Raw genomic sequence first — 21950 nt, forward strand, 5'->3', positions numbered from 1 at the left:
TACTCTGGTCGGGGTGGCCGGATTCGAACCGACGACCTCTTCGTCCCGAATTAGGTTCGGGCTAGCTGCCGACCTGCAAGTCCTTCTGTTCATGCAGGCCATGACGTTGGCCAGCGTTGGTCTGGTGAGGACGGACGCAGTGGCGCGATCAAGATCGTCTCCCCGCCTTCTCCCCATCTCAGCCCGAGGCTTCACCCGTGGTGAGTCCGGTCGATGGCCGGTCTTCTGGTTCTTCCGCCCGGGAGCTGCTGATCTTGGCGGCCCGGGGCTTCATCATCTTCCGCGCCGTCGGCGGCGGGCCGGGAGGCCCGGCCCTTGGCCGCCGGCACGTGCGGCCTGCGAAGCGTGCCGGCCTTGAGCATGTACTGAGATTGCTCGTAACGGTTGTCGAATATCTATCAGTGCCACTCAGATGTTTCGAGGTCTGCGATCACGCGTCCGGGCCGGTCCGACAGCGGCCGTGAGCAGCAGCCCAGCCATGTGTCGGACCGGCACGGACGGCGAGAATCAGACCACAACCGAGAACGCCGGCTTAGGCTGCTCGCGCCAGGAGTATGGCGGGCGCTTTGCAGGATCCGCTCTGGCAAGGGATGAACGCCGAACTGCGTTAGCTCTCGCCCTCAGGCATCCGAATTTCGCGAGCGCGTTCAAGCAGATAATCAGTGAACCGCTGCGTCTTTGCCGCCCTTTCAAGGATGGCATCCTCTTCCGCAAGGTAGCCCGCTGCCCAAGCCTTCACCCTTTCGAACAAGTCCCGGAGTTCCTCGTCAGACAAGTCCAGATCCTCGATCGCAACGCGACGAAGCTGCTGCGGATTGCGAATTATGCCGCCGTTCAACTTCTCGGCGACCAGCATCGAAAGGTGGAACTTGAGGTTACTCTTCTGTTGTATCGAAGCATCAGCCGCCTCCGAGACGATGAAGGCATCGACTCGACGCTGCATTTTCGCGACCCAGTAGTAGATAGATAGGTCGATCGAAGCATTGAACACTTTTCGGTAATCCTCGTCCGCCTTGAGCAGGGACGACGGCTTGCCTCGCGCCATGTCTGGACGGAATAATCCCATGGCGGTCATCGCGGCTCCCAGCATCGGGATACTGACTATGCGGGACGCTTCCTTGCCTTCATTCTTGTAGAAATTCTTTCGCCGATCGTAGTACCACCCTCTCGTGAGAAGATAGTTCTCGATGTTGCGCTGCACTTCGTCCGTCGCCCGAAGCGATGAATCCTTCACGCTGGTCTGACGGTTTGTTGCACGGATGACTTGGTCCCGCACCGCTGCATTGTCGGTTACGATAATCCTGACGAGCAGCATACGCCCTGCCCCGACAGCTCTAGGATCATCCCGCAGCGCCTCGAATACCTCGTGGCTGGTCTGGAGTCCATTAACAATCTGAATGTCCGAGAGTGAGAACTTCTTGCCAGCGCTCGTTGCCTCGCTGCAAAGAATGGTTACGCCGTTATTTAACCACCAAAACTCGGGACCGTCCACATTATTCAAAGACTTTCGGATTTCGAGGTTTACTGAAACATTTCCCTCGTAATCTCGAACATTGTACTCAAAGAGGTGGCGCCGCAGTCGACCATTCTCGTCCACTATAAGGTTGAAGTAGTCGGTCAGAGTTACAAGTGCGACATGGGAATCACCGCTTGTCGCAGCTTCCTGGTATTTCATCTCAAGCGTGTAGGACGGCCGCTCGTTATATCGTGCGAGCAGTTCCGCGTCTCCGAGCAGTTCGACGCTGACCCGTGCATCGGGAACCTGCGCCGCCACCACCTGGCGGAGGGCCATGACCTTGCCTTCGACCTGGGGCGTCACATCCCGACTGTCGCCAGGAGTTGCATAGACAACGTTTACGCTGAGACGTGGCCTCCGAACGAGCAGCTTCTCCCACGAATCCCTAAAGAAGCCAAACCGTGTCAATATGGCAGGATTGTAGAGTACCTCAAGATCCTTAAGAGACGTTCGCAGGTCGAGTACTCGACGAAGCGTGTTCTCCAGCTTATCGAGCGCGCCTTCAGAGAAGGCTGGCGTGCGCTTCGCCTGGATAACCCAAAGCTCAAGCGAGCGTTCTTGGGCAAATGCATTTGCCCTACTCTTGGGCTGTAGAACCTCGGAATCCTCGTCTAGAAGCGTGTCATCGAAGAAAACATATACGGAATCCACCGCCCCGTCCTGGCCACCGCCAACAACGCCCGATGTCACTTCGTCAAGTCCGAGTCCATAGGGTCGGAGCGTTAGTTCCGATGCAAAGATCTCGAACGCTGTTCCGGCGTCACTGTCGGGTAAATATTCCTCACGCCAAGACTCGAAGATCCGCATCAGAAGCGTTTGGGCGTTGCTTGCTGCTCTGGCCATGTGCTCCTCACTTGGTTTTTGCGGCAGACCTGAGTATGCCAGGGGACGAACGTTGGTGGGATCCGCATTTTCGACTGCCTCGCCAGTCATCGCAGCGACAGATGCTCCTGAATCCCCTTAAGACGTCTATATCGGATACGAGTACAAGCCAGGAGGACGATTTCGGACGGGTGCTCTCCTGCTCTATGGTGTCTGGATGCCTCCTGGACAAAGACGTGGTCCCCGGATCCAAGGCTTCCCGATTGTAGAGGCCTTCGGGTATCCGTACGACAGCACATCACCCGCTGCTGAGCTCGCTCGCAATCGTAAGTGGTGTCCGTTTGTAAATGGACACTGCGAAAAATACGCTCAATACCGGTATGGATATTGCTCGGTCACTTATGCGGCAAATTGGGATGCAGGGACTGCAAGAACCTATGCCGTATGTGATCACAGGCTGGATGGCGATCCAATAAGGTGGGCCGTCAGGGACCACTTCGGTTCAACAGACGCCACCTTAGTAGCCGAGGTGGCGGCAACGTCCGAACCCAGGCTGAGCCTTGATTATGTAGCCTTTGCAGACTCACTCGCTGCCGAGGGTGGGGTTGACCTAATAGCAATCGAGTCGCAAGCGATTGACCTCAGAGGCGGGGGCGTCGGTCCGGCTTGGCGCGCCTTTGAGGAAGGCGCTCCGGAACAGTGGCGAGAATACTTCAGCGAAGAAGCTAAATCCAAAGGACGACGCGACACAGTTTCCTACGGAATAAATACAGGTAACGTCTATAAAAGGCTCGGGACGCAGGTGGCTGTGAAAGGCGAGTACCTAAGGGAAGTCAACGTCCCGCTCTATGTCGTGGCTCAGCACACAATTCTCACCCAACTCCGTAAGCGCGTAAACTTCCAGCCTGTTGCTACTGGCGAAGACTGGGATATAACCTTTGTCAGCTTTGATTATCTGGAGCCTGTTGAATCTAATGGCCGCCTGCCACTAACCTTCGTTGAAGCGGTTAGGACCACGCTCTCAAATTACCGGGAGGCGTTAACCTCTAGTGGAGTTGCCGGAAGTTTCTTACGAGGAGACCTGATCGAGAAGGTCAAAAGGAAGGCATTGGGCGGCAGTGTCGGGAATACGCAGGTACCGTTTAGCTGACTTTGGCAGGACGAACGTCGCTGTGTGCGCCAGCGCTGCCGCTATCTCTTCGCCAATCGCCTTGACGAGTTGCACAGGTACCGCGTTTCCTACTTGCTCATATTGACTAGTTCTTGTTCCACCGAATACAAATCTATCCGGGAACCCTTGCAGCCGAGCAGCCTCACGAATCGTGAGAGTCCGATCCTGAGTCGGATGTGTGTACTCGCCGGTCTTCGGATCACGGAACCGAGTGATGACCGATCGAGGGATCCCCTCCCACGTCATCCGCCGATATCGCCTTGTGTGATCCTTTCGAAGTGCACGCTGCATTGATGGGGGTAGCAGTTCCCGGGGAAGATCGCGCCAGTCTTGACCGGGAGCCAGCATCCGCAGGCGAGCTAGATTCGACGACGAGAGACTAGCCGCGTAGTGATTGAAGAGTTCCGATTGTAGCCCCGCCCGCATCTCGCGCTGGTACTCTGATGTAGGCGGGCCTACATAGGTATTGACGCATTCTCCGGCAGCTACAGGCGGCAAGTCGCCCAAGGCATCCCGCGTATTCACAAACTCTGCCTCATCGGCAGCGGATACGGGGAGATTCGCCGGCAACTCACCAATCCCCCTTTTGCCTCTGCGTGGCGCAGGAAAGCCAAGCCCTGCCTGTAAGTCGAGATCCTTACGGAAGCCTATGAATACCATTCGTCGGCGCATTTGCGGGGTGCCGTACTGGGCGGCGAGCAGTTCCGCATACTCAACGTCATAGCCGAGCTCTGTGTAGCCTTCTTGGATGTGAGAGAGATAAGCGCCCTTCGCGAGCGTGGCTAGCCCCGGCACGTTTTCAATCACGAGTGCTTTTGGTCGCGCCGCTCGGGCGAGCCGGAACATCTCCCTGAATAGATCGTTACGCGGATCGTGGATCACTCGGCTGCCGATCATGGAGAATCCTTGACAGGGAGGTCCGCCGATCAAGAGATCTAGCTCACCCGAAAGCAAGCCAGTCTGCTCCAAGAGCCAGTCGTCCGGCCAGTTCCGGATATCTCCTACCTGGAAGACGGTGTCAGGCATGTTCGAAGTATGGGTGATGCTGTATTCGGGGTGAACGTCGGACGCCAGTAAGACCTTGTACCCAGCCTTTGCCAAGCCAAGGCTGATGCCGCCGGCGCCGGAGAAGAGGTCTACTGCTGTCAGCACGGCTCTATGATGCCAGACTCAACGAGTTCCGCCTACGCGGTACGTCGTGGTAACGGAAGGTAACCAACGAATCCTGCCTGGTAGTAGTCGAGGTAGTAAGCGCAGCTGGGGCCTCATCTGGAGGCCCCCTGCTGCACCAGCACGAGGCATCGCTCGTCTTGCCGTAAGTTGTTCTGCGACTCGGAGCCCATCGCAAATCATGAGATTAACAGATCGCCGCATGCTGGCGATCTCACTATGAAGTGTAAGTCCCACTGCGAGACGTCGGACCTCAGTGATTGGGGCGGAGCAAATCGTGATGCCTTGCTATGGATGGCAAATGGCTACCTGTCGAGGTCCGGGTATAGTCAACTATCCACGAACATTGCGTACTGAATCGCTATGAGGTCGGAACGCATGATGAAGCGAGTCACTTCGAAAGGAGTGCCATTGCCGTCAGAGGCGACGTGCATGACGACGAGCACCGGTACGCCCGGTTGCGTCTTAATCGCGAGCGCTTCCTCTCGAGTCGGAAAGCGAGTTGTTACCTGCTCCCTGATCCGCGTCGCGCGGTACCCGAGATCCTCGAACCTCTCGAAGATCCCGCCTGGTCCTAGGTCCTTCTTGCTCGCGAGTGGTGATGCATTGGCAATCTTCAGCGGTATATACGTGCGCCCAAGTTGAACGGGTTCCCCGTCGGCATAGTATCGGGTTTCCCGACAGATGACTTGCTCACCTGCTTCTACTAATAACAGTGCAGCTATGTCGATAGGTGCCGGCTGACGGCATACTGCGTGACACTCGATTCGCGCCGCGCGGCCCTGTCTTGCCGCTTCTGCGCGAAAGGGGGACCCGGCTCTATTTCGCATCGATCGTCCGGAGTAGCGGTCAACACCGAGGCGCATGAGCGGCGGTCGGTTCCGTATGAAAGTGTCATAGAGGAGGGTTGCTACCTCTGCCCACTCGGATGCGCTGGCGTGTGCGGGATGTTCGACAGATCCTAACGACGCCGATGTTGGTCGAGGTTTCGCACTACGAAGAGCCGGATCTGATGGAGCCGCGGCGGCTATCGGGACACGCTCCGTCTCCGGCGTATCTGGCCGGATCGTAATCAGGCGTTGGAGCCGGCCGTTAGCATTGAGGCCGCGGTCAAGCGCCTTAGCTACGTGGGGAGTAGGTTGCTTAATCCCGGTCTCGATGTCCCACAATTACGTGTGGGAGTAATGGACCACCTTGGCTAGCTGACGAAATGACAGGCCCTTTTCCTGGCGAAGTTCTCGCATGATTTGGATGAAAGCTGGGTCAACGACAATCACGGCGCACCCTTTCGGGTCGTCATTGGCATGACGTCTTGGGTCGTGGGTTTCGGAACGTGGCGCTGTGTCAGTGCGACGCCGCCGAGGACGAGGAGCATGCCGAGCACCATCGATACGGTGACGGGCTCGGCTACGACCAGGGCGCCGAGGACGACGGCGACCACCGGCAGGAGGTAGGTCGTGGTGGAGGCGAGAGTCGGACCCTCATCGCTGATCAGCCGGTAGTTGAGCACGTAGGCCACGCCCGTGCCCAGCGTGCCGAGGATTAGGAGGCTGACTACCGCGTCAAGGCGCCAGTGCGGCGCAGTGAGCCCGCCCAGTGGCAGCGCCAGGACCATGAGCATGGTTCCGGCCGCGAGTTGTGAGGCGGAGAGCATGATCGGGGGGATGCCCCGGTTGGTGAGGAATCGGCTCATGTAGACGTAGGAGATGCCGTAGCTCGCGGAGGCTGCGAGGATTGCCACCCCTCCCCAACTGGCTATCTCACTGGCCGATTCCCACGGCGTGAAGATGAGCACGGTTCCGACGAAGCCGAGCGCTAATCCCATGCCTCGTGACCAGGTGGCTACGCGGTCTGTGCCAGCGACGAAGGCGAACAGCGCAGTCCATAGAGGCGTGGTGGCGTTGATGACCCCCGCCACGCCGGAATCGACGGTCCGCTCACCGACTCCAAAAAGGGTGTACGGGATCGCGTTGGCGACCAATGCTGCGACGAACAAGTGTGCCCATGTCTTGCGGTCCGCCGGGAACCGTAGCCCTCGGTGGAGTGCTATGGGGACGAGGACGAGTGAGCCGAGAGCGAGACGGACAAGAACGATCTGGACCGGGGAGAAGCCGCGTAGCGCCAGCTTGATCCAGAGAAATCCGGAGCCCCATAGAAGTGCGAGCATCAACAGCCGAACTAGACTGCCGCGACTCATCAGGCACCTTTCGTCAATCCTCGACGGGCATTTCGTAGTCCAGTCCGTTGAGGTCACCGCGCATAACAAATCGGGTGACCTCGAACGCCCTGTGTTGTTCGTCAAAGCTGGTGTGTAGTACCTCGATGACCGGTACACCTGGCGGCATGGTGAGTCCGGTGGATTCGTCGTGGTACGGCATCCTGGCCGAGATCTCTTCCCGGATGCGTGTGATCCGGTAGCCGAGGTCTTCGAACCGCGCGTAGATGCTGCCCTTGCCTAGGGTCCGCTCCGAGGCGAGCGGCGACTCACCGGCGACATCGATGGGGATGTAGGTCACGCCTACCTGTACCGGTTCGTCGTCGGCGAAGTACCAGTTCTCTCGGCGAATGACTGTCGCGGTGTTCGGGTCGAGGCCGAGCCGGTCGGCAACGTCTGCGGGTGGCGTGTCCTGGGTGACGGACCGACACTCGGTCTTCGGCGTCCGGCCCTGTTTGGTGACTTCGATGCGGAACGGCGACAGACCCGTTTCGCTTCGGAGTCGTCGTGAGTAGCGGTTGGCGCCGAGTCGCATGAGGGGTGTCCGGGGGCGGACGAAGACGCCCCGGCCGTGCTGCGCCACGACTAGGCCCTCCCCTTGCAGGATGCTTATCGCTTCCCTGGCGGTGTTGCGGGCCGTCCCGTACTGGGCGGCAAGCTCCCGCTCTGACGGCAGCTTGGCGCCGGACGCCAGCGCGCCCGTCTGGATGTTGGTGCGCAGGTCATCGGCGATGCGTCGGCTCGGTGGGCGCTTGTCTGTGCCGGACTGCTCGTCCATGGTTTGCCTGCCTGGGTCGGTGGTCCCTGCCGCCACCACACTACCGCAACTGGCTCAAGCCAGCTCTTGACAGATGTCCGCCACGCCTCTCAGACTGGCTCAAGCCAGTCAACTGGCTCAAGCCAGTTGCTTTCGCTCCTACAGGCAGGGAGTTCGCGTGCATACCCATCTGTCCGTCGATGACGAGCCCACACCCCAAGACCTGGCCGCGATCGACCGTGAGTGGCCACTGATCGAGGCTGAGTTGGCGCTCCTGGACGCGGAGATCACCGCGCTCAACGCCGTCGGTGGCCCGTCGCCGCTGGATCGGCGCCGGATCCGCCGGGCCGAGCAGCGGGTGATGCGAGAGGCCGCCACCCTGGGCGAGCCGCCGACCGAGGCGCCGCGCGTGTGGAAGGCGGTGGCCTGATGACCACGCCAACCGTGAGCGCCTACCCCCGCGCCGTTGAAGACCTGATCCCCGCCGCTCGCGCCCTGGCCGACAAGCTCGGCCGCGTACCGTCCCGGAACCTGCTGATGCGGGAGCTGCGGGTGGGTTCGCCGAAGGCCACCGCGCTACGGGAAGCCCTCGCCACCGCCGGACTCACCCCCACCGCCCCGCCCACTGCGGCCCCGATCGACACCCCGCCGGTTCCGGCGGTGGACCCGGTTCCGGCCGAGCCGACGACCGAGCCCGAACCGTCACCGACCCCCGCCGAGCCGGTCAACGAGCCGGACGCATCTGCGCCGGTCGCGGTGGCCGGACACCCGGATCCCACGATCACCACCGACCCGGTTCCAGCGGTTCGGAAGCCGATGCGGTCGTGGGTGTTGCTGCTGCTGGCCGCTCCCGCGTTCGTCGCCATCTGGTCCGGGTGGGTCGGACTCGGTGAACTCACCGGGTTCGGGGTGGTTCACCCGCTGCCGGGGATCTGGGACAGCTTCTCCCTGAACACCGCGATCACCCTGCCGGTCGGTGTCGAAGCCTATGCCGCGTACGCGCTGCGGGCGTGGCTGTCCGGTGACGGCGTACCCCGCCGGGCACGCCGGTTCGCGGCCTGGTCGGCGATCGGGTCGCTGCTCCTCGGCGCGGCCGGGCAGGTGGCGTACCACCTGATGAAGTCCGCTGGGGTGACCTCGGCCCCGTGGTGGATCACCACCCTCGTCGCCTGCCTACCCGTCGCGGTGCTTGGCTTGGGCGCTGCTCTGGCCCACCTGCTGCACACCCGCGACGGGTCCTGACTCCGCCCGGCGGCGCGGCCTCTGGCCTCGCAAACCTTCGCCGCGCCGCCGGCCCTGCCATCTGAGATCACCAAACCCCTGATGGAGGAACACCAATCATGACCTCCCCCAACGATGATCGGTTCGACTGGACGGCCGCCGAAGAGGACCTGTCCGCCGATGCCGAGGTCGTCGACCTGGCCGCCCGCCGCCGCAAGCCCACCGAAGGCGTGAAGTCGTTTACGGTCGACCTCGACGACGAAGCCGACGACCAGGAGAACGACACCCCGGCACCGGTCGACCCGCCACACGTACCGGCACCGTCGGCATTCGCGTCGGTGCTGGCAGGCAAGACCGCGACCCGCCGGCCGATCGTCCCCGCGTGGCTACGATCCCGGGTCGAGTTGGCCACGGCTGGCCGGTGGGTGTTCTCGCACTACACCCACGTCAGCCTCTACCACCTCACCCGGTCACCGAAGTACACGCTCCGGCTGGCGTGGCGGGCACCGTTCGGCGTGGCCCGCGTCCTGGGCGCGACCGTCCGATGGGTGTCGGACGCCGAAGGCATCCCGGTCCGGCTGGCCGCTGTCCGCCGCGAGGACGCCGAGCTGTACCTGAAGCTGTCCCGGCAGCGGGATGCGCGGGTGCGGTGGCGCGGCATCGTGGTCACGGCCGTGTTGCTCCTCGGCGTACCGACGGTCGCGGTGTTGATGGCCCTGGCCGGGTCATGGCAACGCTGGGCCATCCTCGCCGGAGCGGTGGCCCTGCTCGGCCTGGCTGGCACCCCGAAGGACAAGCCGCTGCTGGACGTGGCCGCCGTAACCCCACGCGCCCGGAAGCTGTCGGCCGACGTCGTGACCCGGGCGTTCCTGGCCGCCGGCCTGTGCAAGGTCGATGACCCGATCACCTTCCCGATGCCGATCATGCGCGACGGTCCCGGCTGGCGAGCCGTAGTCGACCTGCCGTACACCACCACGGCGGACAAGGCGATCAAGAAGCGGACCGAGCTGGCCGCCGGCCTCGACCTGGACGAGGTCCAGGTGTGGCCGGAGCGGGTACGCGGCACCTCCGGCTCCGCCCGCCGACTGTCCCTGTGGGTGGCGGATGAGGACCCGTACGCAAAGCCGTCCGGGCTGTGGCCGCTGATCGACCGGGGGAGTGTGGACATCTTCGCCCCGTTCCCGTTCGGACAGGACCAGCGCGGACGGCCGATCCCGCTGCTGCTCATGTTCACGTCGCTGCTCGTAGGTGCGATCCCGCGCATGGGCAAGACGTTCGCGGCCCGGCTGCCGGTGCTGGCCGCTGCCCTGGACCCGATCGTGGAACTGCATGTCTACGACGGCAAGGGTGGCCAGGACTGGCGGGCATTCGAGCGAATCGCCCACCGTGCCGGCTACGGCGTCCGGGACGAAACCGTGGAAGCCCTGGTGGAAGACCCTCCGGGCACTGGTCGTCGACATGAACCGGCGCTACGACACCATCTCCACCCTGCCGCCGGACCTGTGCCCAGAGTCGAAGGTGACCCGGGAGATCGCCGCGAAGCGGTCACTCAAGCTGTGGCCGATCCTCGTCGCCATCGACGAGTTCCAGCGCTACTCCGGCCACCCCGTACACGGCGACGAGATCGTGTCACTGCTGACCGAGCTGTGCAAGGTCGGCCCGTCGGTCGGAATCATGATCCTGCTCGCGACCCAGAAGCCGGACGGCAAGGCCGTACCGACCGACCTGCGCGACAACATCGGTACCCGGTTCGCGCTCAAAACCATGACCTGGCAGTCCTCCGAGGCGGTGTTGGGCGCCGGTTCCTACCCTGCCGGCTACGACTCCTCCCGCTTCCAACGCGCCCACAAGGGCGTCGGCATCCTGCTCGGCGCCGACGACTCCGGCGCCGTGGAAGAAGCCGTGACCGTACGGACCAACTTCGCGAAGACCGCGCACGTCGAAACCGTCGTGGCCCGCGCCCTGGCAATGCGGCAGAAGGCGGGCACCCTGACCGGGCACGCCATCGGCCAGGCCCCGGAGCAGGTCACTAGCGCCGGTGACACCCTGCTCGACGACATCCTCACCGTCGTACCGGCCACCGAGCCGAAAGTGTGGTCAGAGACCGTCGTCGCCCGGCTGGCCGAGCTGCGCTCCGACGTCTACGGCGGATGGGAACCCACCCAACTCGCGGCGGCGCTCAAGCCCCACCGCATCCCCGTCGGCCGACAGGTCTGGGGCACCGACCCGACCACCGGCAAAGGCGCCAACCGCAAGGGCATCCACCGCGACGACATTACCAACGCTGTGACCGAACGTAATCGGCGACGCAAGGCCGGATAGTCCTGCGCGGGCCGCTAGGTCTAGCCCCCGACACAGCTAGACCTAGCGGCACCGCTAGCCCTCGATCCGAATCCCTGCCAGGACGCTAGCGATCTAGCGCCCTCAGCCCCACACGCCCGAAAACCGGCCCTGGAGGCACCCGTGGACGCGTCCGCGATCATCGCTAGCCTGCTCTGCCCCATCCTCACCCTCGTAACGCTCGGTTACCTCGGAGTCTGCACCGTCTCCGCGTTCGGAGCATGCCGACGCTGCCACGGTGCCGGCCGAGGACGCACCTACCGGCACTGCAACCGCTGCGACGGCACCGGCCGCCGCATCCGCATCGGCCGGCACCTGTGGAACGAGATCCCCCGCGAACACCGGAACGGCACTCGATGAACCGGCACCTGCCACACACCGACTGGTGTGCCCGTGACCACCGCTGCAGCCTCGGCGAACACCGATCGGCGCCCATCCTGGTCGACCTCCCCGGACACGGCCGCGCCGTCCTCACCCGCGTCCGCACCGACACCGGCCCCGAACACGCCGAGATCCGCGTACGCGTCGCCCTGGCCGCCACCGAACCCGCCGCCCGCCGGCAACTCGCCAGCCTGCTCACCGACCTCCAGCAGGTCGTCACCCGCGCCGCTCTCGCCGGCCGACCACGGCCGCACCGACGCCGCGCAGCCTGACCGCCCGCACCTGAGAAAGGAGACGACCTGGTGACCCGACCACCCGCGCACGACCTGAACGCCGAACAGGCGGTCATCGGCACAGTGCTCATCGCCCCGCCCACCCTGACGGAGCTGACCGCCCTACTCGCCCCGGCTGACTTCTACCGGCCAGTTCACGGCGTCATCTGGGAAGCACTGACCATCATCCACGCCGACGGTCTACCCGCCGATCCGATCACCCTGGCCGCCTACCTCGCCGAAACCGGCAATCTCACCAAGGTCGGCGGAGCCCCGTACCTGCACACCCTGATCCAAGCCGTACCGACCACCGCGAACGCCGGTCACTACGCCCGAATCGTTGCTGACCACGCGCGCCGCCGCCAGGTTGTCAATATCGGTGAACGCCTCACCACCATGGCCACCTCCGGCGCCGAGTTGGCCGACATCATGGCCACCGGCCGCGCCCTGCTCGACGACACCGACACCGGACCAGGATGGGCACCACCGATTCCGCTCGGCGACCGGCGACACCTACCCGCCTTCCCTGCCAATGCCCTGCCCGGATGGGTCGCCGACATGGTGTACGGCGTCGCCGAGTTCACCCAAACCCCGATCGACCTACCCGGCTGTATCGCCCTGGCCGCTCTCTCCACCGCCGCCGGAGGCCGCGCCGAGGTCGAGGTACGCGGCTCATGGCGCGAACCGACAAACCTGTTCACCGTCGTCGTTCTTCCGCCCGGCTCCCGTAAGTCGGCCGTGTTCGCCGCGATGACCTCACCTCTCCTCGCCGCAGAACGGGACCTGGTCGAGCGGACCCGGCCGCAAATCGTGGAAGCCGAGCTGTCCGCCCGGGTCGCCGGTAAGGCAGCGGAGAAGGCCGCGAACGCCGCAGCCAACGCCGACGCGTCCGGCCGTGACACCCTGCTCGCCGACGCCACCGCCGCCGCGATGAACGCCGACGCCATCACTGTTCCCGTCATCCCTCAACTTGTCGCCGATGACGTCACCAGCGAAGAAGCGGCATCGTTGCTGGCCGAGCAGGGCGGGCGCCTAGCCGTCCTGTCCCCGGAGGGCGGCATCTTTGCCACCATTGCCGCCGCTACTCCGGAACCCCCAACCTCGAAGTGTTCCTCAAGGGCCACGCCGGAGACATGCTCCGGGTCAACCGCCGTAGCCGCGCGGCCGAGCACGTCGCACACCCCGCGTTGACGCTCGGCCTCGCCGTGCAGCCCGACGTGCTACGCGACATCGCCGACATGCCTGGCTTCCGGGGCAAGGGACTACTCGCCCGGATCCTGTTCTCCCTGCCGGAGAACACCGTCGGACGACGGAAGATCGGCGCCGACCCGGTACCCGAGCAGGTAGCCACCACCTACGCCACCAACCTCGGCGCCCTGGTGATGACTCTCGCCGAGTGGACCGATCCGGCTGTACTGCCGCTCACTCCCGAGGCCAACGAGCGCGTGTTGGACATCGAACGCACGGTAGAGCCCCGGCTCGGCCCCGGCGGCGCGTGGGCGCAGGTCGTGGACTGGGGCAGCAAGTACACCGGCGCCGTTGTCCGTCTCGCCGGACTCATCCACCTGGCCGAGCACCTACGCGACGGGTGGGGAAGGCCAGTCGATGCCGGCACCATCGACCGGGCTGCCCTGATCGGCGAGTACTTCGCCGCGCACGCCCTGGCCGCGTTCGACGATATGGGCGCCGACACCACCACCCGACATGCCCGTCATGTCCTGACCTGGATCGAACGGACCGCCACCACCGCATTCACCAAGCGGGAGCTGTTCCGCGCCGTCAAGAGCAGCCAGATCCCCACGGTTGCCGACCTTGACCCGGTCCTGTCCGCCCTGGAAATCCACGGCTACCTCCGCCAACTCGACCCACCGCCACGCGCCCGAACCGGTGGCCGTCCGCCCTCGCCGTCGTACCTGGTTCACCCCGACATCCACCGTCCCGCCGCCACCGTCCACGCCATCGGCCAGGCCGACACCCGGCGGACCGCCTGATGCGCCCGACACAACCGACAGAACTGCCACAACCCCGCCACGACCGAGGTTCTGTCGGTTCTGGCAGTTCTGTCAGCCGCCCCACCTGCCCGACTGCCCGAGAGGAAGACCCCTCAGCCATGGCTGCTCTCGAACCGGTGCGTATCGCTCTCTACCGTCCGGCGGATATCGCGAAGCTGCTCGGTTGCTCCGAGTGGTGGATCCGGGAGCAGGCGCGTAGGCGCCGCATCCCGTTCAGTTGGATCGGCGGTAGCTACCGATTCACCGACGACCACCTCACCGAGATCATCCGACTCTTCGAGGTGCGGCCCGCCGACGTCGCCCCATCGCTGTCGGAGCCACCGTCAATCTCTCGGCCGCGCGTAGCCCGCCCGACCCAACAGGGCGTCCGTCTCAGGGCACGAACGCCCCGCCGGGCGCTTGGCGCCGGCCCGCCGTCGTCCACCGCAGCTTGATCCGGCTCGCCGAACCCGCAGCGAAGACGACAACGGAGGAGCGAAACCGTGGGGTACGCGGAGAAGCGCAACGGCTACTGGCGCGGCCGGTACAAGATCGATCGTGGGAAGTACGGCACCGTCGCCGACCCGGCCGGGGTCACGATCCGCTTCCGAACCAAGCGGGAGGCGGAGGCAGCCGCGAACGACGCGGAGGCCAAGGTACGCGGGGGTACCTGGCGTGACCCGGCTGCCGGACGAACCATGTTCGGCGAGTACGCGAGCCGGTGGTACGAGGCTCAAGACCTGGCCGCGTCCACGATGCAGAACTACCGCCGGCACATCGAGGAACACCTACTGCCCGCCTTCGAGCACAAGCCGATTGCCGACATCACGCCGACCGACATCAACACCTGGGAGAAGCGGGAACGGGCCGTGCCCTACGCGGACTCCAGCGTCAAGACCTGGCACGCAACCCTCCATCTCATCCTCGCCGACGCAGTGGAAGAAGGGTTCCGGGAGACCAATCCGGCGACGAAGCGGCGGGGGAGAGGCAAGCGTACGGGCCGCTCCCGTAGCCGTGGCCCGGAGAAGGCGGTCACCAGCGCGACCGGCATCCTGCTCATCGCCGAGCGGGCAGCCCTGCTCTCCGGCCGTGACGACGAGTTCGTCGCGGTGGTGCTCAAGGGCTTTACCGGCATGCGATGGGGTGAAGTCGTCGGGCTTGAGACGGAGTTCGTTCGCCCCGCAAGCGTCCGAGTGGAGTGGCAGCTTTACGAACTGGACACCGGAGACCATCACCGCTGTCCACCGAAGGACGACTCACGGCGGACCATCGATACGCCCGACTGGTTGGCCGCGCTGGTGTCGAGCCACGTCGCCCACAACCGACCGAAGCCGTGCCAATGCCACGGGCGTACGTACGTCTTCCATGGCCACCGGGCCGCCAATGGTGCGGCGCATCGGCCAGGCCCGAAGCTCGTCGACGTTGCCCGCCGTGCCGGGGTGTCGACTGGCACCGTGTCGACCGTCCTGAACCGTCCCGAGGCGGTAGCCGAGCCAACCCGAGCGAAGGTCACGACCGCCATCACTGATCTCGGCTACGTCCGTGGCGGTACGACAGGAGTGCTTGCCGCACACTGGCGCCGCACCGGCTTCGCGACGTGGCTGTTCCATCCGGCCGCAACCGGGTGGTACCCGAGAAAGGCTCCGCATCCGGCGCGGCCGGTGCCGGTCCTGGGCGCACCGTGGCCAGGCGTGCCGGTGCGTGGCCGCAACGCCTCGGAGCGCGCCGACTCGTGTTGGGCGCCCATTGCACCGAGGCTGACGCCGCACGGGCTGAGGCACACCCACAAGACCCTCATGGTCGAGCTGGGCACGCCACCGAAGCTCATGGACGAGCGGATGGGGCACGAGGACGGCTCGGTGCAGGCGCGGTACTCGCACGTCACGCCGGAGATGCGTCAGCGGCTCATGACGGATCTGACCGGCCTTTGGGAGGCTGCCTTAGCGGCCCGCCGGGAACTGGCCACCGGCTCTCCCGTGCCGGTCTTGGACCGCCTGTTGCAGGCCCGGCGGTAGGTGGCTGGGAGACGAATTCCAAGATCTTCTCCCAGATTTCTCCCAAGGCGACCCGGGAGACGAGTCAGGCCCGGTATCACTAGCAGCGATACCGGGCCTGACCTGCACTTACTCTGGTCGGGGTGGCCGGATTCGAACCGACGACCTCTTCGTCCCGAACGAAGCGCGCTACCAAGCTGCGCCACACCCCGAGGCGTGCCGAGCAATAGTAGCCCACCCGCCCCGCCGGGCAAATTCGGTATCCCGCCCGGTGCGTCCCGGCCCGCACCGGCTGCCGAACGGCGGCAGGTCAGCGCGGGATCAGGGTCAACAGCGACGCCTCCGGCCGGCAGGCGAACCGTACCGGGGCGGTGGGATGGGTGCCGAGGCCGGCGGAGACGTGCAGCCAGGCGTCCGTCTCGGGCCAGCGGTGCAGCCCCCGGGCCATCGACCGGGGCAGGCCGCAGTTGGTGGTCAGCGCGCCGACCAGCGGGATCCGGACCTGGCCGCCGTGGGTGTGGCCGGCGAGCAGCAGGGTGAAGCCGTCGGCGGCCATCTCGTCGAGTACCCGGGGCTCGGGCGAGTGGGTGACTCCGATGGCGAGGTCGGCCTGCGCCGGTACCGGTCCGGCGACCGAGGCGTAGTCGTCCCGCTCGATGTGCGGGTCGTCGACGCCGACCAGCTCGATCTGCCGGCCGCCGGCCTTGATCGACGTACGGGCGTTGTTCAGATCGTGCCAGCCGGCGCCGACCAGCACCTCCCGCAGATCCTCGGCGGGCAGCTCGACACCCTGCACGTACTCCCGATCCGGCAGCAGGTAGCTGAACGGATTTTTCCAGACCGGTCCCCGGTAGTCGTTGGAGCCGAACACGAAGGCACCGGGGTAGTCGAGCATCGGTTGCAGCGCCCGCAGCGCCCCGGGTACGGCGTCGGGGTGCGCCAGGTTGTCCCCGGTCACCACCACCAGATCCGGGTCGGTCGCGGCCAGCGACGCCACCCAGGCCTGCTTGCGGCGCTGGTCCGGCATCATGTGCAGGTCCGACAGGTGCAGGATGCGCAGCGGCTCGGCGTCGGTGGCGAGCACGGGTACGTCGTACCGGCGCAGCGTGAACAGGTTGCGTTCGACGAGCGAGGCGTACGCCAGGGCGGCACCGCCCGCGACGACGGTACCGGCGGCCAACCGGAATACTGTGCGCTTCTGCATGCCGCTCAGGGTAGTTTGACCGTCCATGGGCACCTTGAAGGACCTCCTGACCACGGACATGCGTACCGCGCTGAAGGCTCGTGACGAGCTGACCACCTCGACGCTGCGGATGGCGTTGGCGGCGATCGGCACCGCCGAGGTCGCCGGCAAGGAGAAGCGGGAACTCTCCGACCCCGAGGTGCTGGCGGTGCTGACCAAGGAAGCCAAGAAGCGCCGGGAGGCGGCTGCCGCCTTCGGCGACGCCGGGCGGGCCGAGCAGGCGGAGCGGGAGCGGGCCGAGGGCGAGGTGCTCGACCGGTACCTGCCGAAGCAGCTCGCCGACGAGGAGCTGGCCGAGCTGGTCGCCGGGGCGCTGGCCGCCGGTGGGTTCACCGAGCGCGGTCAGATGGGCCCGGCGATGAAGGCGGCCCAGGCCGCGGCGGCGGGCCGGGCCGAGGGCGGTCGGGTCGCCGCCGAGGTACGCCGGCAGCTCGGCGCCGGCTGACGGCGAACGCGTGACGGGCGGGCATCCCTGGTGGGGGATGCCCGCCCGTCGTCGTCGTGACGCGTGTCGGCTCAGCGGCGGCCGGGTGGCCGGGGGCCGCCCGGTCCGGCCGGAGCGTTCGCGCCGGACGGGGCCTTGCCGTTGCTGACCTCGATGGTCACCGCCCCACCCTTGATCGTCCGACCCTCGGGGCTGGTGCCGGCGGCGGTGCCGGCGGGGCAGGTCGAGTCCACCTGGCCGCCCAGCTCGGCCTCGAAGCCGGCACCCCTGACCCGGGAGAGAGCGGACTGGACCGGCTGGCACTTGACGTTCGGGATGCTCCGCTGGTCCCCATTGACGATCTTGCCGCCTGGCGGGGTGAACTGGATCGAGGGTTTCCCCTTCATCGCGTCCCGGAGCGTCTGGTAGACGGCGTGGTTGACGCCGCCGGGCTCGTTGTGGCCCATGTTCTGGGTGGTCTCGGCCCAGTCCGGGTCGGCCAGGATGCCGGCGACCGCGAGCTGCTTGGTCATCACGACCAGCGAGGCGGTCTTCTCGCTGTCGGTGGTGCCGCTCTTGCCGGCGACCGGCTTGCCGACGATGCCCCGGACGTTCCCGGCGGTACGCCCCTTGCAGCGCGAGGTGGACGAGTTGTCGCCGACCGGGCAGCGGGCCGCGTCGACGGCCGCCCGCGCGACCTCGGCTTTGATCGTCTGCGAGCACTGCGGGTTGGCGATGTCGAGCTTGTTGCCGTCCTGGTCCCGGATCAACTGCACCGGGATCGGCTTGCAGTACTTGCCGTCGGCGGCGAGCGTGGCGTACGCGTTGGCCAGCTCCAGCGGGGTCGTCTGGGAGACACCGAGGGTGAAGGCGCCCCAGCCGTTCGCCGACTGCTTGGTGGCGGCGAAGTTCGCGTCGTTGCTGGCCCGGAAGGTGATGCCCATCCGCTTAGCCGCGTCGACCACCTTGGCCGCGCCGACCCGCTCCTGGAGCGGCACGAAGTAGGTGTTCACCGACGACCCGAAGGCGCTCCACATGTTGTGCACGCCGGCCATGCTCGCGCTGGCGTTCTGCGGGCAGTACTTGTTGGTCCCCGGACAGGCGGCCGGGGAGTTGTGTTCGACGATGTACTTCGTCTGGGCGACCGGCTTGGCGTTCATGCTCCACTCCAGCGGGTAGCCGTTCTCCAGCGCCGCCACCACCGTGAAGATCTTGAAGGTCGAGCCGGCCTGGTAACCCGTGATGTCACCACCGCCGGTCAGCAGCGGGTTGGTGGTGTTCGGGTACGTACCCCGAATCTTCTTCCGCTTCTTCGCCGGGTTCGTGCTGATCTTGTTCTGCGGGTTGTTCGGGTCGTCGAGCTTGTAATTGCGGTTCACCGCCAGCGCGCGGACCCGCCCGGTGCCGGGCTCGACCGCCGCCACCATCATGGCTTCCTTCTTGCCCGTCTTGACGTTGCGCTCGACGGCCTTCTTGGCCGCGTCCTGCGTCTTGGCGTCGAGGGTGGTGACCACGGTGTAGCCGCCGCTCTTGAGCCGCCGCTCCCGGTCGTACTTGGTGCGGCCGAAGGTCTCCTGATCCATCCACCAGCGGTAGAAGAAGTCGCAGAAGAAGCCCCAGTCGTTCTTGCCGACGTCGACGCAGCCGTTCGGGGTGCGCTTGTCCTTGACCACCAGCCTGACCGCCTTGGCCTTCTCGGCCTCCTCCGCGGTGATCGCCTTGGTCTCGACCATCTGGTCGAGGACCCAGTTGCGCCGCTCGACCGCGGCCGGGTAGCCGGCCTTGGTGGTCGGGTCGTTGTCCGACGGTGCCTTGACCATCCCGGCCAGCATCGCCGCCTCTTCGAGCTTCAGGTTCTTCGGGTGCTTGCCGAAGTACACCTGGCTGGCGGCGAAGATGCCGTACGCGCCGTTGCCGAACGGGGCGATGTTGAGGTAGCCCTCCAGGATCTCGTCCTTGCTCAGGTCCGCGTCGAGTTGCAGGGCGTACCGCATCTCGCGCAGCTTCCGGGCGCTGGTGTCCTCAGTGGCCGCCACGACGTCCTGCGGGTGCGTCGCCGAGTAGGCGATGGTGAGCCGGACGTACTGCATGGTGAGCGTGGAGGCACCCTGGGTGGTGACCCCGGCCTGGTTGTTCGCCACGAACGCCCGGGCGACGCCGTTGACGTCGACGCCGTTGTGCTCGTAGAAGCGCTTGTCCTCGGCGGCGACCAGCGCCTGCCCGACGACCGGTGCGACGTCCTTGAGCGGTACGTCGCGACGGTTCTCGTCGTACATGGTGGCGAGCGGGGTCTTGCCGTCGGAGGCGTAGAGGTAGCTGATCTGCGGCGCCTTCTTGACGGTCAGTTCGGTGGGCAGCTTGTCGAACGTCTCCGCGCCGGCCTTGGCGGCCAGCCCGGACATCGCCACTGCGGGGAACGCGGCCGCGGCAACCACCACGCCGGCCAGCAGCCCACAGATCAGCAGCGACGCGGCGTTGGTGAAGACATTGTGGTCACGCTTCCGCATCCAGGTCACCTCGACAGGGTACGTGAATCGACACAGAGGTCGCGCCCTGCGTACTTTCCCCATTTCCTGCGGGCGCTGGCCTCGTTGTGTTAAACGCACGACCCCTGGTGCGCGGTTGCGGGCTCCTTGCTGCCGAGTCTCCTCCCTCCGGGAAGTCTCCGCAGCGTTTTCGCTGATCGCCGCCGGGTAGTCAGGGCCGGATTGCCGGACGAAGGGCCAGGAAATGTCCGGGTTGACGGATTTGGCTGACAACGTTGCGTAATCAGTTGACTACAGAGCATGATGGTCGAGCGAGAGAAACGCATGTCGTCCGTGGTGCCCGGGGGAGGGCGTCACGGGTGGCCGGGGGGTTATCGCCGGCTGACCGGCTCTGGTCGGTAGCGGGACTGCAAGGGGGGACAGGAGCAGATGGGCATGATCACAGATTGGCCCACGTTGGCGGCGTGTCAGAACGGGGATCCTGACGCGCTGTTCGTGCAGGGCGCCGAACAGAACGTGGCGAAGCGGATTTGCCGCAGCTGCCCGGTGCGGTACGAGTGCCTGGCCGACGCGCTCGACAACCGCATCGAGTTCGGCGTGTGGGGTGGCATGACCGAGCGGGAACGCCGGGCGCTGCTGCGTCGTCACCCGCAGGTGGCGAGCTGGCGCAAGATGTTCGAGGCGGCCTTGAAGAACAAGGACAAGGTCCTGGTCAACGCCGGCTGATCGCGGCACCGATCGTGCGCAGCCCGTCGACGTCGTGTACGTCGGCGGGCTGAGCCGTCACCGCCACCGTCGGTACCGCCGGGAAGGCGTCGGTGAAGACCCGGGCGACCCGCCGCTCCCGCGCCGCCTGCTGACTGAGCGCGGCATGCGCCAACAGGGTCTCCACGGTCGCCTCGTGCCCGCCCAGCTCCACCAGCCGCTCGGCCGCGGCCAGGCTCTCGGCGGCGGTCGGCCGCTCCACGACGGGCCGGTGCACCCGGTTGAGCACCAGGCCGGCCAGCGGCATCCGCTCCTGGCTGAGCCGGCCCGCGAAGTACGCCGCCTCCCGGACCGCGTCCGGCTCCGGGACCGCGACCAGCAGGAACGCCGTCTCCCGTGCCTGGAGCACCCGGTACGTCTGCTCGGCGCGCTGCCGGAAGCCGCCGAACATCGAGTCCAGCGCCGCGACGAAACCGGACAGGTCAGTGAGCAACTGGGCGCCGAGCACCTTCTGCACCACCCGGGAGAACATCCCGAACGAGGCGGTCACCAGGCTGAACATGCTCCGACCACCACTGCGGGCCGGCGCCAGCAGCAGCCGCAGCATCCGCCCGTCCAGAAACCGGGAGAGCCGGGCCGGCGCGTCGAGGAAGTCCAGGGCGGACCGGGACGGCGGGGTGTCGACCACGATCAGGTCCCACTCGCCCCGGGCGTGCAACTGGCCCAGCTTCTCCATCGCCATGTATTCCTGGGTACCGGCGAAGGTGGAACTCATCGCCTGGTAGAACGGGTTGGCGAAGATCTCCGCCGCCTTCGCCGGATCGGTGTGCGCGAGCACCACGTCGTCGAAGGTCCGCTTCATGTCCAGCATCATGGCGTGCAGCTCGCCGCCGCTGGTCTCGACGTCGATCCCCTTGACCTGCCGGGGGGTGTTGTCCAGCTCGTTGAGCCCGAGCGACTGGGCCAGCCGCCGGGCCGGGTCGATGGTCAACACCACCGTACGCCGGCCGTGCCGCTCGGCGGCCCGGAGCGCGAGGGCGGCGGCAGTGGTGGTCTTGCCCACCCCGCCCGAACCGCAGCAGACCACGATCCGCACGCCGGGATCGGCGAGGATCTGGTCGATGTCCAGCTCCGGTGCTGGGTGATCGGGACGCACCAACCGAGCGTATCGGCACAGTGCCGCGCGGGCGGCGTGGTGGCGCTCAGGTGTGAGTCAATCGGCGCTGAGGTGTACGGGCGGGG

Annotated in this window: 18 protein-coding genes, 1 tRNA gene and 1 pseudogene; 10 read left to right on the forward strand and 10 right to left on the reverse strand. The window is 65.8% G+C overall.

Annotated elements, in window-relative coordinates; all coding sequences use genetic code 11:
- Nucleotides 1–607 precede the first annotated feature (607 nt).
- Nucleotides 608–2449, reverse strand: coding sequence for an AIPR family protein (locus C6W10_RS06910; protein WP_107257330.1), 1842 nt, complete (start codon nt 2447–2449; stop codon nt 608–610).
- 106 nt (nt 2450–2555) lie between these two features.
- Here C6W10_RS06910 and C6W10_RS06915 point away from each other — a divergent pair, with 106 nt between their 5' ends.
- Nucleotides 2556–3488 carry a NotI family restriction endonuclease gene (locus C6W10_RS06915; protein WP_107257331.1) on the forward strand — a complete coding sequence of 311 codons (933 nt, stop codon included), beginning with the start codon at nt 2556–2558 and terminating at the stop codon, nt 3486–3488.
- Here the strand turns inward: C6W10_RS06915 and C6W10_RS06920 are convergent.
- The 4 genes from C6W10_RS06920 to C6W10_RS06935 all read right to left on the reverse strand — a co-directional run bounded on the left by C6W10_RS06920 (nt 3408) and on the right by C6W10_RS06935 (nt 7672).
- On the reverse strand, nt 3408–4661 hold the full coding sequence (locus tag C6W10_RS06920) for a DNA cytosine methyltransferase (RefSeq protein ID WP_107257332.1): 1254 nt from the start codon (nt 4659–4661) through the stop codon (nt 3408–3410). The genes C6W10_RS06915 and C6W10_RS06920 overlap by 81 nt on opposite strands.
- 347 nt (nt 4662–5008) lie before the next feature.
- Nucleotides 5009–5545, reverse strand: a complete 537-nt coding sequence (locus C6W10_RS39630) for a GntR family transcriptional regulator (protein WP_107257333.1) — start codon at nt 5543–5545, stop codon at nt 5009–5011.
- Nucleotides 5546–5952: 407 nt separating this feature from the next.
- Nucleotides 5953–6876 (reverse strand): DMT family transporter, encoded by a 924-nt coding sequence (locus C6W10_RS06930; RefSeq protein WP_107257334.1) that lies wholly within the window; start codon nt 6874–6876, stop codon nt 5953–5955.
- Between the two features lie 13 nt (nt 6877–6889).
- Nucleotides 6890–7672, reverse strand: a complete 783-nt coding sequence (locus C6W10_RS06935; protein WP_107257335.1) for a GntR family transcriptional regulator — start codon at nt 7670–7672, stop codon at nt 6890–6892.
- Between the two features lie 157 nt (nt 7673–7829).
- On the opposite strand from C6W10_RS06935, the gene C6W10_RS06940 reads away from it, so the two are divergent.
- Together C6W10_RS06940 and C6W10_RS06945 are read left to right on the forward strand one after the other, a co-directional pair.
- Complete coding sequence (locus tag C6W10_RS06940; RefSeq protein WP_107257336.1) at nt 7830–8081, forward strand: DUF6284 family protein; 252 nt, start codon at nt 7830–7832, stop codon at nt 8079–8081.
- The gene (locus C6W10_RS06945; protein ID WP_107257337.1) at nt 8081–8893 is read left to right on the forward strand and encodes an ABC transporter permease; all 813 of its coding nucleotides are present in this window, start codon (nt 8081–8083) and stop codon (nt 8891–8893) included. Before C6W10_RS06940 ends, C6W10_RS06945 begins: the two co-directional genes overlap by 1 nt.
- 704 nt (nt 8894–9597) lie before the next feature.
- Here the strand turns inward: C6W10_RS06945 and C6W10_RS38410 are convergent.
- On the reverse strand, nt 9598–10332 hold the full coding sequence (locus C6W10_RS38410; RefSeq protein ID WP_234361649.1) for a hypothetical protein: 735 nt from the start codon (nt 10330–10332) through the stop codon (nt 9598–9600).
- Between C6W10_RS38410 and C6W10_RS38415 the strand changes: the two genes are divergently transcribed.
- The 5 genes and pseudogenes from C6W10_RS38415 to C6W10_RS06975 all read left to right on the forward strand — a co-directional run bounded on the left by C6W10_RS38415 (nt 10331) and on the right by C6W10_RS06975 (nt 15871).
- Nucleotides 10331–11194 (forward strand): hypothetical protein, encoded by an 864-nt coding sequence (locus tag C6W10_RS38415; protein WP_234361650.1) that lies wholly within the window; start codon nt 10331–10333, stop codon nt 11192–11194. The genes C6W10_RS38410 and C6W10_RS38415 overlap by 2 nt on opposite strands.
- Nucleotides 11195–11568: 374 nt before the next feature.
- On the forward strand, nt 11569–11865 hold the full coding sequence (locus C6W10_RS06960; RefSeq protein ID WP_107257338.1) for a hypothetical protein: 297 nt from the start codon (nt 11569–11571) through the stop codon (nt 11863–11865).
- A 30-nt stretch (nt 11866–11895) separates the two neighbouring features.
- Nucleotides 11896–13856 (forward strand): annotated as a pseudogene (locus C6W10_RS06965) (DUF3987 domain-containing protein).
- Between the two features lie 119 nt (nt 13857–13975).
- Nucleotides 13976–14311 (forward strand): helix-turn-helix domain-containing protein, encoded by a 336-nt coding sequence (locus tag C6W10_RS06970; protein WP_107257339.1) that lies wholly within the window; start codon nt 13976–13978, stop codon nt 14309–14311.
- A gap of 48 nt (nt 14312–14359) precedes the next feature.
- Nucleotides 14360–15871, forward strand: a complete 1512-nt coding sequence (locus tag C6W10_RS06975) for a LacI family DNA-binding transcriptional regulator (protein ID WP_107257340.1) — start codon at nt 14360–14362, stop codon at nt 15869–15871.
- A gap of 114 nt (nt 15872–15985) precedes the next feature.
- Here the strand turns inward: C6W10_RS06975 and C6W10_RS06980 are convergent.
- Together C6W10_RS06980 and C6W10_RS06985 are read right to left on the reverse strand one after the other, a co-directional pair.
- Nucleotides 15986–16062 (reverse strand) — tRNA-Pro (locus tag C6W10_RS06980).
- Nucleotides 16063–16160: 98 nt separating this feature from the next.
- On the reverse strand, nt 16161–17054 hold the full coding sequence (locus C6W10_RS06985) for a metallophosphoesterase (RefSeq protein ID WP_107257341.1): 894 nt from the start codon (nt 17052–17054) through the stop codon (nt 16161–16163).
- A 25-nt stretch (nt 17055–17079) separates the two neighbouring features.
- Between C6W10_RS06985 and C6W10_RS06990 the strand changes: the two genes are divergently transcribed.
- Nucleotides 17080–17538, forward strand: coding sequence for a GatB/YqeY domain-containing protein (locus C6W10_RS06990; RefSeq protein ID WP_107257342.1), 459 nt, complete (start codon nt 17080–17082; stop codon nt 17536–17538).
- 71 nt (nt 17539–17609) lie between these two features.
- On the opposite strand, the gene C6W10_RS06995 is transcribed toward C6W10_RS06990, so the two are convergent.
- Complete coding sequence (locus C6W10_RS06995) at nt 17610–20024, reverse strand: transglycosylase domain-containing protein (protein ID WP_107263730.1); 2415 nt, start codon at nt 20022–20024, stop codon at nt 17610–17612.
- Nucleotides 20025–20432: 408 nt separating this feature from the next.
- On the opposite strand from C6W10_RS06995, the gene C6W10_RS07000 reads away from it, so the two are divergent.
- On the forward strand, nt 20433–20729 hold the full coding sequence (locus tag C6W10_RS07000; protein WP_101369108.1) for a WhiB family transcriptional regulator: 297 nt from the start codon (nt 20433–20435) through the stop codon (nt 20727–20729).
- Here C6W10_RS07000 and C6W10_RS07005 read toward each other — a convergent pair.
- The gene (locus C6W10_RS07005) at nt 20716–21864 is read right to left on the reverse strand and encodes an ArsA family ATPase (protein WP_369938005.1); all 1149 of its coding nucleotides are present in this window, start codon (nt 21862–21864) and stop codon (nt 20716–20718) included. The two genes, C6W10_RS07000 and C6W10_RS07005, sit on opposite strands and share 14 nt — an antisense overlap.
- Between the last annotated feature and the right edge of the window lie 86 nt (nt 21865–21950).

Source organism: Plantactinospora sp. BB1 (genome assembly GCF_003030385.1).
Lineage (GTDB): Bacteria > Actinomycetota > Actinomycetes > Mycobacteriales > Micromonosporaceae > Plantactinospora.